Origin of the sequence: Paenibacillus sp. CF095 (assembly GCF_900101225.1) — a bacterium.
Lineage (GTDB): Bacteria > Bacillota > Bacilli > Paenibacillales > Paenibacillaceae > Paenibacillus.
Window position 1 is genome coordinate 2,459,746 of record NZ_FMZN01000001.1, and the last position, 18,432, is coordinate 2,478,177.

Annotated in this window: 15 protein-coding genes; 2 read left to right on the top strand and 13 right to left on the bottom strand. The window is 45.5% G+C overall.

Annotated features, from left to right (window positions below):
- The first annotated feature begins 58 nt into the window (after positions 1 to 58).
- Positions 59 to 904 (top strand): AraC family transcriptional regulator, encoded by an 846-nt coding sequence (locus BLS69_RS10525; protein ID WP_091031172.1) that lies wholly within the window; start codon positions 59 to 61, stop codon positions 902 to 904.
- Positions 905 to 973: 69 nt separating this feature from the next.
- Here the strand turns inward: BLS69_RS10525 and BLS69_RS10530 are convergent, their stop codons facing one another.
- From BLS69_RS10530 to BLS69_RS10590, 13 genes are all read right to left on the bottom strand, one after another.
- Positions 974 to 1,372 (bottom strand): Asp23/Gls24 family envelope stress response protein, encoded by a 399-nt coding sequence (locus tag BLS69_RS10530; RefSeq protein ID WP_047842725.1) that lies wholly within the window; start codon positions 1,370 to 1,372, stop codon positions 974 to 976.
- 29 nt (positions 1,373 to 1,401) lie between these two features.
- Positions 1,402 to 2,481, bottom strand: coding sequence for an AI-2E family transporter (locus BLS69_RS10535; RefSeq protein WP_091031174.1), 1,080 nt, complete (start codon positions 2,479 to 2,481; stop codon positions 1,402 to 1,404).
- Between the two features lie 35 nt (positions 2,482 to 2,516).
- A complete protein-coding gene (locus tag BLS69_RS10540; RefSeq protein WP_091031231.1) occupies positions 2,517 to 3,974 on the bottom strand; it encodes a sensor histidine kinase in 1,458 nt (485 codons plus the stop codon).
- Positions 3,952 to 4,659: a response regulator transcription factor gene (locus BLS69_RS10545; RefSeq protein ID WP_091031234.1), complete on the bottom strand. Its 708-nt coding sequence runs from the start codon at positions 4,657 to 4,659 to the stop codon at positions 3,952 to 3,954. The genes BLS69_RS10540 and BLS69_RS10545 overlap by 23 nt, the downstream gene beginning before the upstream one ends.
- A gap of 232 nt (positions 4,660 to 4,891) precedes the next feature.
- Positions 4,892 to 6,337 carry a 4-hydroxyphenylacetate 3-hydroxylase family protein gene (locus BLS69_RS10550; RefSeq protein ID WP_091031237.1) on the bottom strand — a complete coding sequence of 482 codons (1,446 nt, stop codon included), beginning with the start codon at positions 6,335 to 6,337 and terminating at the stop codon, positions 4,892 to 4,894.
- 173 nt (positions 6,338 to 6,510) lie between these two features.
- Complete coding sequence (locus BLS69_RS10555) at positions 6,511 to 8,469, bottom strand: FtsX-like permease family protein (protein ID WP_091031239.1); 1,959 nt, start codon at positions 8,467 to 8,469, stop codon at positions 6,511 to 6,513.
- Positions 8,444 to 9,214, bottom strand: coding sequence for an ABC transporter ATP-binding protein (locus tag BLS69_RS10560; RefSeq protein ID WP_091031241.1), 771 nt, complete (start codon positions 9,212 to 9,214; stop codon positions 8,444 to 8,446). Before BLS69_RS10560 ends, BLS69_RS10555 begins: the two co-directional genes overlap by 26 nt.
- A gap of 275 nt (positions 9,215 to 9,489) precedes the next feature.
- Positions 9,490 to 10,473 (bottom strand): sensor histidine kinase, encoded by a 984-nt coding sequence (locus BLS69_RS10565; protein WP_176872664.1) that lies wholly within the window; start codon positions 10,471 to 10,473, stop codon positions 9,490 to 9,492.
- On the bottom strand, positions 10,470 to 11,174 hold the full coding sequence (locus tag BLS69_RS10570) for a response regulator transcription factor (RefSeq protein WP_091031246.1): 705 nt from the start codon (positions 11,172 to 11,174) through the stop codon (positions 10,470 to 10,472). Before BLS69_RS10570 ends, BLS69_RS10565 begins: the two co-directional genes overlap by 4 nt.
- Positions 11,175 to 11,215: 41 nt before the next feature.
- A complete protein-coding gene (gene nagZ / locus BLS69_RS10575) occupies positions 11,216 to 12,559 on the bottom strand; it encodes a beta-N-acetylhexosaminidase (RefSeq protein WP_256332274.1) in 1,344 nt (447 codons plus the stop codon).
- Positions 12,560 to 12,956: 397 nt separating this feature from the next.
- Complete coding sequence (locus BLS69_RS10580; protein ID WP_091031250.1) at positions 12,957 to 14,060, bottom strand: NADH:flavin oxidoreductase; 1,104 nt, start codon at positions 14,058 to 14,060, stop codon at positions 12,957 to 12,959.
- A gap of 332 nt (positions 14,061 to 14,392) precedes the next feature.
- Entirely contained in the window at positions 14,393 to 15,706 is a 1,314-nt protein-coding gene (locus tag BLS69_RS10585; RefSeq protein WP_091031252.1) for a hypothetical protein, read from the bottom strand.
- 181 nt (positions 15,707 to 15,887) lie between these two features.
- A complete protein-coding gene (locus tag BLS69_RS10590; RefSeq protein ID WP_076249528.1) occupies positions 15,888 to 16,937 on the bottom strand; it encodes a 2,3-butanediol dehydrogenase in 1,050 nt (349 codons plus the stop codon).
- Between the two features lie 376 nt (positions 16,938 to 17,313).
- Between BLS69_RS10590 and BLS69_RS10595 the strand changes: the two genes are divergently transcribed.
- Entirely contained in the window at positions 17,314 to 18,351 is a 1,038-nt protein-coding gene (locus BLS69_RS10595; protein ID WP_017688801.1) for a LacI family DNA-binding transcriptional regulator, read from the top strand.
- Positions 18,352 to 18,432 lie beyond the last annotated feature (81 nt).

Sequence of the window (18,432 nt, forward strand, 5' to 3'; positions counted from 1 at the left end):
ACACTAATTAATATGTTAAAATGCAAGATGAGACGAAATCGTACAGGAGTGAATACCCTTGATTACGTATATGTTCAAGAACAATCATTTTCAGGAGCTTCAGCTCCTTCATTATGGCACGGAAGCCTGTACACCTGGTCACCACTTTGGCCCTGCCATGCGAGACTATTATAAAATTCATTATATTTTGAATGGCAAAGGCACCTTCGAAGTTGGTGGCAAAACGCATACCCTGCACAAAGGTCAAGGTTTTCTGATTGTTCCGCATTCCGTCGTGCATTACGAAGCAGATCAGGATGATCCATCGGAATACAGCTGGGTTGCTTTTCAAGGCAGCAATAGTTCTTCCTTTTTACAGCAGGCCTGTCTGTCCGAGCATCACCCGATTTTTGAGCTGGGTAATGAGGATGACGAGATGCGATCCTGCCTGCACCGAATGATCAATTCTCGCAATACCCACAAAGGCTGGGAGATTAGCATGACTGGTTTGCTGTATCAATTCTTCTCCATTTTAATTGATCAGGCTAATTCAGATCATCTTCAACCCATGCCGGATTATTCGAAGGAAACGTACGTAACGCAGGTAATCGACTTCATTGAAATGAACTATGCCAATGCCATTACCGTTCAATCCATCGCGGCCCATGTCGGTTTGCAGCGCAGTTACCTGTGCTCTCTCTTCAAGGACAAGATGGGAAGCAGCATCCAGTCGTATCTGGTTCATTATCGGATGCGCAGGGCAGCCGAACTGACGCTTGATCCCGGTCTGACCATTGGTGATATTGCCCGTTCTGTGGGCTATACGGATCAATTGCTTTTCTCCAAAATGTTCAAAAAAGTGATGGGTGAAGCGCCCACCTACTACCGCAAACATAAAACAGCACCCTCCCAGTTAAGTTGTTAATTGGGAAGGTGCTGTTTTTGTTAATCGCTTAACCTTACTATCGTTATTCCTTACATTCTTTTCATTGGTTTATACCGTCTCCGGCATGGATATGCCAACAACTTGCACTTTGATTTCATCGACCATGACGCCTGCTAATTGTTCAACAGCCTGTTGAACATTATGTTGAAGTTCACGGCAGACCTCGTGCATCTTGTTGCCATATTGAATGTTGATGCGCAGCTGGATGGTTGCCTGATCGTCTTTGACATGTACGTCAATCCCTTTTTGCAGGCTCTTGCCGCTGATACTCTTGGCAATCCCTTCAGTCAGTCCAACCGACATGGAGGATACGCCAGCCGTTGATTGAGCGGCCATCCCCACGATCTTGGATAACACATCGTTCGAGATGTGAATGGTACCCATTTGAACAGATTGAGGTGCGATATATTCAGGTTCATTGTATTGTTTTTCGATAATTTCAGACATGTGCTCCACTCCTTCGAATAATTTAAATTCTATGCATTCTGCCATTTGTCCTTGAAGAACATGTTATAGATTCGAACCAGAAGAATTTTAACGATCATATAAACCGGGATAATAATCAGGATGGCAATAATTCCACCCAGGTCCCCTGCACCCAAGACCAGAATAATCGTCGTTAACGGGTGAATATCCAGCTTTTTGCCGAATACGTACGGTGCAACCAGGTTGTCCTGAATCTGCTGAGCGACAAGAATAATAATCAGAGACCAGATGGCAACCGATGGTGATACCACGAGACCCATGATCACAATAGGTACGGACGACACAATCGCTCCGATAAATGGAACAAAGTTCATGATGACCGCGATTACCGTGAGCAGTAATGCGTACGGCAGTCCAATGATCAGGAAACCGATATACATCAGTACACCCAGCGCCAGATTTACCAAGACTCGACCTACAATAAAACCACTCAGCGCCTGATCAATCTCAAGTACAACTTCACGGCTGTCATTTTGGAAACGTTTTGGAGCGATATGTGCCAGTTTACGACCAAATTTCTCGCCTTGTAACAGCATATAGAACAAAAGGATGGGTAGTGTAAACAAGATGATCGCAAAACTGGAAACGAGTGAGAAGAATCCACTTACATAGTTGGTTACAAAGTTAAATCCTTTGTTGATATACTCCGTGATCTGGGAGAAAGGTGTCGAGCCCTCAGGGAACAAGGCCTGTATGGCACCATTTTGCTCCAGCTCTCTCAGCTGTTCACTTAATGAATTAATTAGACTTGGTGCGTTATCAACCAGATTGATCAGTTGCTCACGTAACGATGGCCATAAACCAATGATGAAGAACACTCCCAGAATAGCAATAACCAGATAGATTAGCAAAATACTTAGCGTGCGATTTATTTTCTTTTTCTCCATATAATTCACAAGCGGTCTGAGCAGATAATAAAAGAACACCGACAACATCATCGGCACGGTAATGACCGTGATCATGGTGACGAGCGGCTGAAAGATGAAGCTTACACGTGATAATAAATAGATATTAACCAATATCAGCGCCAGTGCAATACTGAACCGGACAAACGTATTTACTTTGAACAAAATATTTCCCTCCACATGGACATTTCTTCTCTTATTTAATTTGGAATCTCAATGGTAAACACGGTGGTCTCTCGCCCACGCCGGGAAAGGATCAACCGTCCGCCCATTTTCTCTGTATTACGTCGTGCGATGGACAAACCAAGTCCGGTGCCTCCGGTCGCTGTCCGCGCCTCATCCCCTCGTACAAATGGGTCAAAGATCGTTGACCATAGTTCTTGAGGTATGCCCACTCCGTTATCTGCCACCTCTATCACCACATGGGTATGAAGCGGAATGAGTTCGACGCGCAGTTCTGTCCCGAGTGGATTATAAGACAGAGCATTGGTGATCAGATTCTGAATGACTCTGGATAACAGCTCCGGATCATACCTCGCGTAGATCTCCTGATCAGGAACAAGTACATGGAGGACAAACTGTTTCTGTTCAATCTCCCCATAGGTATCTGCCATAATCTCGCGCACGAATTCTCCAATCTCTCTTCTCTGAATATGCATGCGAAAATCGGGCGAATCCACCTTGAGCAGCTCCAGCATATTCTGTATCATGCGTGCAACTTGAACCGACTTGTTATAGATGTATCCCAGATATCTTTGCTGCCTGTCCTTGTCCTCTCCACGTCCTTCCACCAAAGCCTGAGCATAACCCTGTATAGATGTTATCGGTGTCTTCAGATCATGTGATAAGTCTACAATCAGTCGCTGTTTGCTCTCTTCAGCGTAACGTTTCTCCGCAGAGGTGTTCTCAATGACGTCCGCCATGTAGTTAAAGGTCTCACCTATCTGGACAAATTCCCTCTCGGCTGAGATCGACATCCGTGTACTATAATTTCCTTGTATCATCTGCGTAAGACCCGAGGAGAGGATGCTGAGTGGTTTTTTGATTCTCCGTGCGACCCAATAGCTATAGACAAAGATCAATAATAAAACCAAACCGATGCCAATCATAATGTAAAAGGATAATGGATGTTTCAGATTGGTAATCAACTGATTATCATTAATTCGCACGCTGACCAGATCACGCGGGATTTTCAGCAACACATACGCTGCCGCTCCTTCTGTCGAGAGAGGAGTGATCGAATAATAGTATTCCTGGTCACTCCGATTTTCCAGTCCATCATACAGATCGGCTTCACTGTATTGTGTGAACACATCTTGCTTGTCTCCCACATGACGAATGACATTGCGATTCGCATCCAGAATTTCAATCCAGCCACCGCTGTCCTTGAGACGTTGAATCTCTGTGTCTTTGCCTTTCGACACCGAACCTCCACCGGAATAAAATTCGTTCTCCAGCTCTTCCACATACACGTGGGCTTCAACATTCAGATCCGGATCAACCACCTGATCCGAAATGCGAAAATCCACGACATCAAGTGAAACCATAAGGTACACGATCAGTACCAGTAACAGCAAAAAGAAGTTGAACAACAAGAAGTCCAGTGTCAGAGATGTCTGTAACAGTCGCTTTTCTCTAGCTTTCCATGGGCGCTTCAATTTTGTATCCCAGTCCCCTTATCGTTTTGAGATATTCCGGTTGTCTGGAGTCACGCTCGATCTTCTCCCGAATGTTGCTGATATGTACCATAATCGTGCTGTCCTCGTGCGCATAATAATCGCCCCAGACCGCTTCGTATATTTTTTTACGGGTGAACACTCGGCCAGGTTGATCAAGCAACAATTCCATAATTTTATACTCTGTAGAGGTCAATGTTACAGGCGTTCCTGAACGAAAAAGGATACATTGGGATCGATCCAGGGTCAGATCACCTAATACCAGATTCTGTTCTTTCGCTGCGGGGATCTCCGCTGCATCAAATTGATTGACTCTTCTGAGCAACGCCTCTACTCTGGCGACAATCTCAAGCGGGTTGAACGGCTTCGCTATATAATCGTCTGCCCCAAGTCCGAGTCCAAGGATTTTATCGTGATCCTGACTTTTGGCGGACAGGAACAGTACAGGCATGTGATGTGTAGCCCTGATCTGTTTGATCAACTGCAATCCATCCATTACAGGCATCATAATGTCCAGTATGACCAGATCGATCTGTGTTGAACGTATACATTGTAACGCCTCGGCTCCATTCACCGCAGTCTTAATCGTATAGTCCTTCTCCAGATAGAGCTGAAGCAGTTCCACAATTTCTGGTTCGTCATCTGCAATTAATACGGTGTATCTCATGTTATTCCTCTCATTTCCTATACTCTATGCCTATCTCTACATTAATACTATATACTACGTCTCTTAATTCAACCTAAATCATTTCTAAAGATAATCTAAATAAATAGAAATAGAGCCCTGGCGCAAGCCAAGGCATCAACTAAAATAGGGCTGTTTTCAGCCTACATTCAAGCTTTTCATTCTTCATTCAGGCTTTACAATCTTCATTCGGACCATTTGTTTTATCATCAGATCAGTCCTTAAGCGAACGAAGCCACGGTTCAACTTTTCCCAATAAACGTTCCTTGTCATACTGCACATATTGGTTCGCCCGATTGCGCACGGGATCACCCGCGTAGAAACGTTCATATAGATCATGCCTTGCTCCGAGTGGACTTCCAGTCAGCTCCCATGCGAGTTGAAAGAGACGAATCTTCTCCGGGGCTTGCATCGTTACTCCACCAAGATATTTGCCTACCATAGAACCCATCATTTCATTTATTTCAAACGTACCTGAAGGAATCTGAATCAGACCACCCGCAGCAATGGTCTTCAAAATCTCCACCGCACGGGGATAATAGCGATTGCCCAGATTACGTGCGGTTTCAATATATTTGAATTCCGGCAACCAGTTGCCAAATGTGTCTGGTTTGGACTGTGCTTCAGCAGCAATAATCAGTCCCTCGATAGTCTGCATCTGACTGATCAGCTCTCCAAGTTGTTCCTGCACATTCAGGAAAGAGTCCACCCCAATCTCCTTGGCAATGGATGAGGTCACGGCTGTAATAAACTCCAGTTTCGAGTGTAATCGAATGACACTCTGATGGTAGGCCAGACTGGCCGAAGCTGTATTGCAGCGAATCTGCCATACGGCTTCAGGGTTATTGTGCAGTAATACACGTTCCCAGGGCACAAATACATCGTCAAAAAATAATACAGCATCCATCTCATCATACTGCGCACTGAGTGGATGTGATTTATCTGTATCTTTTGTGGCAAAAGATTCACGACACATCATGTGCAAGCCCGGACTGTCCGCGGCTACAATTACCATATGGGCCAGCTCTGGCAGGTGGCCTGGAATTCGTTGAACGGGATAAGCAATGATATCATCGGCATAAGGCGCTGCTGTTGCCACCATTTTGGCCCCGCGAATGACTACGCCCTCCGTATTGCTTTTGACAATTCGCAGCATGGCATCCTCATCTTCACCAACAGGCAAGGAACGGTTAATCTGCGGGTCGCGCTGGACAATGGTCAGGAATGCATCGTTTCGTTTGGCTTGTTCAAAATAAGCCGATATTTTACCTGCAAATGCAGGATCATGTGCTGTCATCTCATGTCGTGTTGCATACCAACCGGTCAGCCTGGATCGGGCATAATCAGACAATCGGCTCATCACCCCATACGTCCGATCGGCCCACAGCCGAAAAGCATCCGCCCTGCTGTTCACGTCAGGAAGTGAACGAGGCACAAGAAAAGAGTGATGCACGTAACTTCCCGTCTGTTCGTCCCAATAGGCCACGGTTTCCCTTGTCTCCGGGTCATCCACCAGATTGAACAATCCTTCTATGGTTTGAAGTGTTCCCTGAAAGGCCTGATGCCCAGTTACCTGGATACGCTCTCCGTCCAGCCATACATTCCGCTCATCATTCAGACGCTGAATGTAAGCTTGTCCACGAGACATCGTGATACTCATGATATGTCCTCCCTCTCAGGCACCGGCCTGACATTTCTGTAACTCCATCCTTCTAACTGCTTGAGAAACTATGTAATGATACATTCTGTATCTAACAAAATAGTACTGTGCCAGAGATAGAAAAGTCAACAGACACCGAGCGAAGAGTCCGGTGTCTGTTGGGCCATGCTATTTTATACTAATTTGGAATACATGTGACGCAGATACCGCCAGCGAACGAGTGCAAAATACAAAATCTGCATGGAAGCAAACACCAAGAAGATGCGCAGGCTGTATCCAAAGACCGAGAAATCAACCAGTTGCTGCAACGCTACAAAGGCCACCGAACTGTGGATGACGGCAATCAGAATCGGCAGGAAGAACATAAGTAATAGCTGCCTTGTTACGATCTGGCGGAGTTCGGGACGGCTGAGTCCCATCTTGCCAATCATGCGATACTGCGCTTCATCCCGTTCAAGGTCTGCGTAGAGTCTGAAATAGGTGAAGCTTGCTGCAAAGGTGAAGAAAACAATGCCAATCAGGCCGCTCAAAATTAGAATGATGCCATTGGTCTGCTTGGAATTAAGCCAATCCACCACAAGCGCGCTAACCTCGTAATAACCTTTGTCGGAATAATCATCTTCAATCGATTTGATCAATTCAGGAGCAAAACTGCGTGTGCCCATCCAATCTTTCACGATAAATTGGATCGTTCGCCTCGAATAGAAACCTTCAGGCATGCCAACTTCCTCGTTGTACGCAGGCCTCATCTGATTAAATAATTCGTCAGTTACGATATAGAGATTAATTTCACCTTCAAAAGGAATCACAATCTCGGTGCCAGGTGTCGATAGCTGAACAGGTACGCGCTCACTAGTCACCTCCAGAGTGACCTTTCCTCCCGAGAATCCTTGTTCAGCCTGTTTACGGTACGTCTTGCGAACCGCCAAATTGCTTGGTGTCATAAATGACTCATCGACTTGTTTCAACGTACGTTCTTCATACCCAAGTGCCTTCGCCAGACGGTTATAATCACTTAACTTGATAATCTCTCCATTATTATTTTCAGATACAGGAGCATAACTGCCCTTCACGTAGGGAACTTGATGATCAATCAACGCTTCTTCAATCTGTTGAATATGTTCGTCTGACTGAGGAGTATCCCATGAATTCATATAACTGAATGCGTACGGATTCGACATCGACGACAACCCCGGGTCAGCAATCGCGAGCATGGTGCCAATTCCCGTAAATGAAGAAGCCGAAATGATACTTACCATGAAAAACATAATGGCGTTATCTTTCATTCGATACGTAAGTTCTGATAGAAAGAGCATATTGGTTTTACGGAAAAATAACCGTGAATTGCCTTTGAGTGCCCGGATAACGTACACACTGAGCTGTGTGAACAGTAAGTATGTACCTGCAATCACGACCATAACACTCGCAAATAATAGCGGAAACGAGAAGCTTACCCAGACAAAGGTGAATACCCCAGCATAGCCCCCGCCAATGAACAATACGGATAACAAGGCGAGCAGACGCGATGCTTTCGGTTCCGGTTTTGGCTTTTCCTCCGATTTCACAAGTTCAATAAGTGAACCTTTGCGTATGAGCAAGGATGAACACATCGCGATGACAACGAACAACAGCAGAAATGCGCCAACCGTCAGGGCAATACCCTTCAGTGGAAAATAGAATCGAAGACTGTTCTCAACAGCCAGCATGGAGCCACAGATCAGCAGAATCAATTTGCCGAAAATGAGCCCAAGTCCGATGCCCGTAACGATCGAAGCTAATCCGATACACATATTCTCCATAAACAGGAGCCGGTTCATCTGTTTGGGTGTCATGCCAAGGATCAGGAAAATACCAAACTCTTTCTTGCGTGTCTTCAGAAATGAACCTACCGAATAGAGCAGGAACAGAAATGAAAAGATGAATATAATGATCTCCGCAATCATAAACCCCTGGTTGGCAAGCAAGGTAACCGTTCCATTGGAACCCTTTAACCCTTCTTTCAAATCGGGATGGAAGAGGAGCAATGCGTAGATAAAGAAGATCATGACGGAAAATGTACTGCTCAGAAAATGAGCCAGATAAATTCGTTTGTTGCGAACAACGTTATTAATGGCGAACTGGCGAAAATTCATGTCCGGACCCTCCCATTAGGGATAATACATTAATAATCTTCTGGTAAAAGGCTGCACGATTATCGCCGTAGTGAATTTCGTTGTAAAGTTTGCCATCCTTGATAAAGACGACCCGGCTGCAATAACTTGCGGCGACTGCATCATGGGTAACCAGCAGCATCGTAGCCCGGTCTTCCTGATTGCGGGTTTCCAGAATCTCCATCACATCTCTTGCCGCCTTCGAATCCAGATTACCTGTTGGTTCATCAGCCAGAATCAGCTTGGGTGAATGAATTAGCGCTCTGGCAATAGCCGTACGTTGTGCCTGTCCACCTGAGATCTCATAGGTCCGCTTGTTCAAAATGCTTTCGATTCCCAGCTTGCCCGCAAGTCGTTCCACACGTGTGTTCATCTCTGTCAGTGAAACGCCGTCAAGCGTAAGGGGTAATACGATGTTTTCCTTAACCGTCAGTGTGTTCAACAGATTGAAGGACTGAAAAACAAATCCCAGCTCTTTACGCCGGAACAGCGCAAGATCGTCTGGTTCAAGTTCAAACGGATTCTTGCCTGCAATCCGCAGTTCTCCGGATGTGGGATGATCGATTGTAGAGATCATGTTCAGAAGTGTCGTTTTGCCACTACCCGATGGTCCCATAATCCCGACAAACTCTCCTTCCTGAATACTGAGGTCAATACCTGATAATGCTTCATACGATACAACGCCTTTATAGATTTTGCTGATCTGTTTGACAGAACAAATCTCCATAGTTACAACTCCTTAGTCATGTATGAATTCAAAATTAAGTTACTTTCATGCTGTGTGCATGCGTATTGTGCGTGGCCTTTCCTGTACTCTTCTGACTACAGTCTATCGAAGTTTCGGCCATTCTCCTATGGTTTAACCTTTCATCAACATGACAATGTTGTAAGGTTGCATCATGAAAATCAAAAAGACGCCTTCGCCCCGATCAGGCAATAGACGTCTATACATACACTCACACTGTAATTCATACTCCACTCACACTTCTTCAACCTGTCACTTCAGGAGTTGAATGTAATTCGGACAGTCGTTCCTTCGCCGTACACGGATTCAAGATCAATCTGATGATTCATCCGCGTTAACACTTCTTTTGCTATATACAATCCCATGCCTGTGGACTCTTTGAAATGCCGTCCGTTCTCCCCGGTGAAGAAAGGTTGGAATACCCGATTCAGATCAGACTTCGGAATCCCGATGCCCTGATCCTGCACTTCCAGCATGATAGAGCGTTCCGCTTCATACGCACGCAGATGAATCTTTTGTCCGTTGCCCGCAGAGTACTTGATTGCGTTCGACAGTAACTGTACCAAGACAAAACGAATCCACTTAGCATCGGATTGTACAACCAGCGCAGAATCTATATGCATCTCTGGATAGACGTGATTGCGAATAAAGAATCGCTTGAGCTCATGGATCGCTTCTTCCCCAGCGGTCTTCAGTATCACAGGTTCCACACTGAAATCCTGCTCGAAGGTATCCAACCGCGCCACATACAGCACAGTCTCCAAACCTCGCCTCATCTGGTCTGCTTCCTCTCGAATGCTTATGAGCCTAGGGTCGTCATCTTCCTGACCTTCCACGGTCAACTCGATGACGGATAACGGTGTCTTCATCTGATGGACCCACTGGTTCATGAATGTCAGATATTCTTGCTGTCGCTGTTCCAGCCGATGCAGATGTGCGTGATACTGGCCGTATTGTGAATCCAACAACTTCTCCAGCGCCAGTGATAATGGACTTGTTTCGTTCAATGGTACAAATTCCTTCAGCGAATCCATCGATCGTGACATCCGGGTATAAAAGGAGCGATGTGAATAATAACGATACACCAAATATCCAACGTACAAAAATAATCCCAGCGTTACGGCATAAGCAGCCGTGACCCAATCGTTGTAACCGTCATACCAGAACACTGCAACAACGGTGAACAAGATGGCAACAACCCAGCACGTTAAAGCGAGATGTTCTCGTATAAACAATCTCATGATGGAGAAGAAGCTTTCCAGTTATTGTTCAATCGGTAACCCGAACCTCTGACCGTTTCCAGTGCATCCGTAATACCAAGCTCGGCTAATCGCTTACGCACCCGAGTAACGTTAACGCTGAGTGTATTGTCATCTACAAAAGAGTCATCCCACAGCTTCTCCAAGATTGTCTCTCTGCTCACCAGCTTGGGACTGCGGCGCAGTAACGTTTCCAGCAGAATCGTTTCCTTCTTCGTCAGCTGCACTTTGCGATCACCAAGCTGAATCTCCAGTCTTTCCAAGTACACGACCAAGCCGTCCAGTTCCACCTTGCGTTCTTCGTCACGTGCAGCATAATCCCCATATACCCGGCGTAGCTGACTGCGAATTTTCGCTATAACAATCTCATGTTCAAATGGTTTCGTAATATAATCATCCGCCCCGTTCTCCAGTGCCATGACCTGATCCATCTTCCCACTCCGTGCGGAGATAAACAAAATAGGGCATGTGGACAGCGTACGAATCTGGCGGCACCAATAGAAACCATCGTAACTGGGCAAGTTGATATCCAGAAGTACCACATGTGGCTGTACCTGCTCAAACTGTTGCACAATCATCTCAAAATCCTCAACCAGAACGGCCCGGTCCCCGTAGCGTTCAATATGTGATTTCAATAATCCCGCAATCTTGGGATCATCCTCTATTATCATAATGGTATACATTATTGGATCTCACCTCTGGCAAAATCATAACACAGGATTTATTATCTAGCATCGATTTGCTTACGCCAATTCATAATATCTGCATTCAATTGCTTCAGGTCTCCCGAAGCTTTCTGATCATCCGATAACTTGTATTGTTGCTTCAATGCCAGGATACGATATACACTTTCATCAATTCGGGACTCGGTGATCTTGCCTGACTTCACTGCACTTATTAGCGTATCAAAAATCGTCTTGGCACTCTCATAACTATGAGCTACCAACAGAATGTCACTTCCTGCTTTAACAGTTGCTAGGGCTGCCTGGTCCAACTTGAAGTTCTTCGCGATTGCACCCATACTCAGGTCATCTGTGATGACCACACCATCATAATTGAACTTCCCACGCAAATGTTCACCAATAATGACATCCGATAAGGAAGCCGGATGATCTGGGTCCAGCTTCGGGAACAAAATGTGTGCAACCATGACCGCCTCTACCTGCTCCTTCACTGCGGCCTTGAATGGAATCCATTCAAGTTCGGCCAGTTGTTTTTCAGTTTTGTTCACAACAGGCAGATCAAGATGGGAGTCCACGGACGTATCACCATGACCCGGAAAATGTTTCACTACCGGAATAATGCCTTCACTACGTAGTCCCTTCATCTCTGCAATCCCCATACGTGACACCAGTTCTGCCGAGCTGCCGAATGAACGATCTCCAATCACCGGGTTCTTCGGGTTACTGTTCACATCCAGCACAGGAGCAAAGTCCACATTAAAACCTGCAAGCTGAACTTGTCTGGCCAGCAATTCGCCCATCGTTTCAGCAAGTGCGCTATCATTCGTCTCGCCTACTTTTCTACTGGAAGGAATGGATTCCACCGTCTCTGGCATACGACTGACTTTGCCACCCTCCTGATCCACACTCATGAAGATCGGTACCGGATTGGATTGATTCGCTTCCTTGATGGATTGTACAAACTTGGCTGTTCCCTCGAGTGTCGATACATTGTTGGCATAGAAAATAATGCCCCCTACCTTTTGATCGGTAATCATCTGTTTGGCTTGATCATCCAACGTTGTCCCTTGAACACCGGCCAGTATCATCTGTCCAATCTTCTCTTCTAACGTTAATGAACTGAGCTGCTCCTGCACCGGATCGACTTCTTCTTGCGGTTCCTCTGGTACTTCTTCCTGCGGTGGAGCGATATTCTGCTCCGGCGATGAGGAAGATTGCCCTGGGTTGGAGCCAGCGTTTGAGCCGCCGGTATTCGAGTCCGTTGCGGAGGAAGGTTTCTGTGCTTGGCCACATGCCGATAAAAGCAGGACTACTCCCAGCAGAAGACACAGCATATGCAGTGGTTTTCTCCATTTATTGTTCGAGTTGTACCTATAATTGTGCAAGGATATTCATCCTCCTTATGTAATGTCATCTTGGTAATTCAAAGGTTCAGGCCTAACCTTATCACAAGGTGAATGATTTTCAAAATGAGCGCTTCTGAGGATCGAATCGTTGTGCTGACATATATGCAGCGAAAAAAATGGTTGCTATAGAACCTGAAATATGGAACTTAATGGTGTTGTGACCAAGCGCGTGCGGGACGTGTGGGGATAATCAATAGGAGCAACGGCGCAGGAAAGTGTTTTACTATTGTGAATTTTTCATATGTTGAAATTATTAGTATAGGTGGCTCAAAAAGCCGCCCAAAGGCGGCCTATTTGTTCGTTTTATTTACTTTTCGTTGTAAATCGTTGTCGTTCAGCGTTGGTTCACCTTTCACCAAACGTTCCTAGGCTTCTATTAATGGAGTGTTTGCAACACTTCCGTTGTAAATGGAATGATTTCGGATATGCGACCTTCACGAACTTTGGCAGGCCATTCGGGATCACTAAGCAGAACACGACCCAAGGCGATCAGGTCAAATTCATTGTTCTCCAGCTTCTCATTTAATAGATCCAGATGGGCATCCCCTGTTCCCTGGTTCTCGGTTGCTCTGTCCACAAATTCAGCTTCAAGACCTACCGATCCAACCGAAATGGCTGGTTTGCCAGTGATTTTCTGCGTCCAACCCGCAAGGTTCAGCTCGGAACCTTCGAACTCCGGTAACCAGAACCGGCGTGTAGAGCAATGGAATATATCCACGCCAGCAGCACTGAGTGGTGCCAAGAATTGCTCCAATTGTTCTGGCGTCTCCACCAGACGTGCCTCATAATTCCCCATCTTCCATTGGGAGAACCGGAGCACAATTGGGAAATCAGGACCAACCGCCGCACGACAAGCTTCAATTACTTCAACTGCAAATTGAGTTCGCCGTACCAAATCACCACCATATTTGTCGGTCCGTCGATTCGTCTGCTCCCAGAAGAATTGGTCAATCAAGTACCCATGGGCTCCGTGCAGTTCAATGCCGTCAAACCCGATTCGCTGTGCATCCGCTGCCGCTTGGGCATATGCCTGTACAAGACCTTGAATCTCCTCTTCGGTTAATGGTTCACGTGATGGTTCACCTGCCATGCTAACCCCTGACGGACTTACAGGCTCAGCTTCTGCGTTAGGCAAGTCACCGGAACGACGTGCTGTACCCACATGCCACAATTGTGGCATGATTTTGCCACCCGCTTCATGTACTGCTTTCACTACTTTAGCCCATCCTTGCAACGAATCTTCACCATGGAATAATGGAATACTGGCTCCACTAACCGAAGATGGATGATTAATGCCTGTACCTTCTGTTATGATGAGCCCCACTCCACCTGCTGCTCTGCGACGATAGTATTCAGCAACTTCTGGTCCAGGTACACCCTCTGGTGAGAATCCGCGAGTCATGGGTGCCATAACGATTCGATTAGACAATGTTAGCTTGTCCGAGGTGAAAGGTTTGAATAATGCTGAAGGTACGTTCATAGTACATTGCTCCTTTGCAATTGGAAGTGTGAAACTCCGCATCCACATGAAATGCGACATGCTTTTGTATATTGTAACAAGTATACTCCAGTTGACTGGTTTAGGATTATTTCTCTATCCATTTTATAGTTTCTTAATTTTATTTTCAAATTTTCGAAGTTGGGCGTTCAAACGTATCTTATAGAAAAAAAAGAAAGCTACCTTACGGCAGCCTCTGTTTGATCACACTACGGAAGCAGTCTGACATGCACTCTACTACATCTTAAAGTATTTTCCTGGTCACCAATAATGTGGATGTAGCATAGTATATAATCCATAATCTTCCTTCGAATTTAATTAGCATTCACAGGGATATCACTGCGGTTCACTCGAAGCAATTTCCCTGATGAAGTCGATAACACATCCGGATCGGTACCCAGACCAAAGTAGAAGTCACCCTCGTTCTCTTCGAAAGACTTGGCATAGGTGTCCTGATTAAAACGTAAAATCTCATTCCATGTGGTCAGATCCGTGGATTGGTAGACCCGATTGATATACAGATTGGCACTTTGGCGAGTGTACGTAAGCACATATACCTTGCCGTCTCGTAACAGCACATCCGTAGGAAGCGCCTTGGCATCTGGGAGATTAACTCGCCTTGCCTGATTAATGTCGGTCATGACATTTAAGGATTTGGGCAGCAGCTGCCCATCATTGAACACGCCTCCCGCTATATAGAGCAACTTGTTATTGAAGTTAACATTTTTGCCTATTTTATTATAAGGAATCGTGCCCGTTTGATAGGTTAGTCCAGGCAGCATTTTGCTGCCATAGATGACAACATCCCGTTTCTCAAGCTTTTCGTTAATCTCCAGAATATTAGTTTTGTCATTCCATATTTTATTGGCAGGATACATCATGCCAGATGCATATAACTTGCCATTAAGATGGAACATGGTATAAGCCCGGAAACCAAACGTATTAATGGTCGCATATTTCTGCCAAGTTTCACCTTCATTATGAGAGATTAATATCGTTGGTTTGGAATCTGTCCCCAGCGCGGCAAACATCTTACCCTGATAAGATGCCAAATCGTATACGTGTACACCAAGCGGCAGATTGCGATATTTGGTCCACACCTCTCCATCCAGACGATAGAAGTTACCCAGTTCCCACTGTTCACTATCGGAATCATTGCCAGGAATATATAACTTGTCGTTTAGTACTCTGTAGATATCAATCTGTTCCTCATCCACATACATCTTCGTTGATGGCAAGATGCCCGGGTTGCTGTTAGTCACCGATTGGGTCTTAAATTTCGCGTTCGCTGTATCATAATAAATGACTGGAATAGGGCCTGAATTTGGAGCTACGCCCAGATTGCTGCTATTTCCGTGGCCCAAATATATTTTGCCGTTGTACAGTTGCATGTCCCAGACGTTATTAGCATATGGTGTTTTGGTAAAAGGTCTTCCTAGCAGTTCGATCTTCGATGTTACATCCGCTGAACTGATCGGTGCATTCGACACCTTGGCAAGCCCACGTTCCGTCGCAGGGGGTTGACTCGTTGACGTGGTGTTTTTCGGTTTGGAGTTCCCCATAAGCATCCAGCTCATTCCTGCGACAATGGTCAAAATTACGGCTGTCCATTTTGTATGTCTCTGCATGTCCGCTTCCTCCTTCATTTTTTCATCATCATTACCTTCACACCAAGATGATACAAATTGTATCTTTTTATACTATGTAAAACCACCCGCACATGCAACAAATTCCGCCCTATTTATACAAAAAAAGTAGACAATCACATCTGTTGATGTGCTGTCTACTTGTTCTTATTGTCTGTGATTTCTATTCAGCTTTTACCAAAATCTTAACCTGATTTTTCTCTTTCAACAGTGCTTCAAATCCATGCTCTACCACTTCATCCAACGAAATTCGTTTGGTCACCAGCTTGTCAGCCGGGAAGAAACCTTTATCCATCAGACTGATCACCGCCGGGAAAACATCGCGATAACCAATAATGCCATTAACTGTACGTTCTTTCATGACAATTGAGTTCGGGTGAATCGGTGCTTCCTGTTCAAAAATACTGACGATCATCAACTCTCCACCAATACGTGTTGAATCGATGGCTTGTTGCAGAACACGTGGAACACCAGTTACTTCATAGGCTACGTTAACGCCACCTTGTGTACGTTGATGGATCTCTTCCACTACATTAAACTGCATAGGATCAATCACAATGGCACCGAGCTCTTCGGCTTTTGCTTTCCGTTCATCCGATAACTCCACCACATAAATATCCGACGCTCCCGAAGCTTTAAGCGCTTCGATGACCAGTAGTCCGATTGGGCCTGCGCCAAACACGGCTGCCGTATCTCCCACTTTCAGTTTGCTTTGGCGCACAGCGTGAAGTGCTACAGCTGAAGGTTCAACCAACGCACCTTGCTCATACGAGATTGAATCCGGAATGGCATGTACCATGTTTTCTGCAGCAGTTACATACTCGGAGAATCCTCCTCCGCCTCCAGCGAGTCCAAGGAAACCCATCTGATCGCAAAGATTGTATCTGCCCTGTTTACAAGCTTCGCAGTGTCCACATGCATAGATGGGTTCTACCACAACACGATCGCCCGCCTTGAAACGTGTAACACCTTCCCCTACTTCAACCACCTGTCCTGAGAATTCATGCCCCATGACTATAGGCGCTTGTTCCCCTGTTAGCGGATGTGGCGCTTGAGCCGGAATGAAAATCGGACCTGCTGTGTACTCGTGCAAGTCACTGCCGCAGATGCCGCACCATTCCACTTTTATTTTGACCTTACCTTCTTCAGGGTGAGGTTCATTAATATTTTCGAGACGTAAATCTTTGACTCCATGCCAACGTAATGCTTTCATTCATTTCATCTCCCAGATCATAATGTGTGATATAATCGGAAACGTTTCCGTAAATTAAATATGTCACATTTTAGATACGCTGTCAAACATATTTCTCCACTAATATGTCTATTTCGTGATCATATCGAGTTTACTTTAGAATGCATATACTTTAATTCAAGTGATCTTAAAACGATGTAATCCTTATTATTAACATATATCATGGCAAATAATATTGCAGACTGAATGAAATATAATCATACCTCGCCATAAATCTGGTCCTTTCACGGGATACTTCATTGTTCAAATGTTATAATCAAGTTATATAACTATCGTGAAGTTCATACATATTCCTAATAATTCGGAATCGTTTCCGATAAAGTGAGGTAACCGTACATTGAGGAAAGAACAGAAACTTACGATCAAGGACGTTGCAGAGCGTGCCGGCGTGGGCATCGCTACCGTATCCCGGGCCATCAACAATTCAGAAGGCATCAGCAGTAAAACACGGGATAAAGTGATGCAGGCCATTGAAGAACTGGGGTTTGTACCCAACACCTCGGCACAGAGTCTGAAAATCCGGCAAACGCACCAGATTGCACTCGTGGTACCCGACATACGTAACGCCATCATTCCGGAAATCTCCTGGTCTGTAGAGCAAACGGCGAAGCAGCATGGGTACCATGTCGTGCAGATCAATACGGCAGGCAATGCCAGAACCGAGTTGGAAACCATTCGTAATGTCAAAAAATTGCATGTGGACGGACTGATCTTCATGCCTCTCGCGTATCCCAAAACGTTACCCGGGCTGATTGATAAAGCGCCGCTCCCTATCTCCATGATTAATTACGGCAAAAAACTGGAACCGGGCATGAAGGCAGATATCGTCTCTCTGTCTCAACCTGAAGGCAAATTGGTGATGGAGCATCTGTTCAAAATCGGCCGGACTCGAATCGCTTATGCAGGAGCACCGAAGGACATTATAGAAGAACGCTTTCGTGCGTATGAGCAAGCCGTAGGTCACGTGGACATTTCTCTCGTCTACTTTGGTGAGGACTTTTCATTGAATACAGGTGCCAATGCTGCAGATTATTTCTATGGACTTACGCATATGCCAGATGCCGTCTATGCCATTAATGATATGGTTGCCATCGGATTGGTTAATCGGTTCAAGGAGTTAGGGGTTCGTGTACCTGAAGATGTGGCTGTTGTTGGTGTCGATAACAATCAATGGACGACCGTCACGTCTCCTCAGATTAGTTCCGTCTCCATAATGGGCGAAGAAGTCGCCAGACTTGCTACCGAGCTGTTGTTAAAACGAATTCGGGAGATGAATACGACCGATTACGAACATATCCAATTTGAACCGCGCTTAATCGTTCGTGAATCAAGCGTAGCCATGATTCATTCCTCCCAGCGAGGACCACACAGTTAAGCTATTCCTTCATTTGTTCTGCTACACAGATATACTAAAAAGGTGTTGCTCAGGTCTAACTCTTTCCTGGCAGCACCTTAT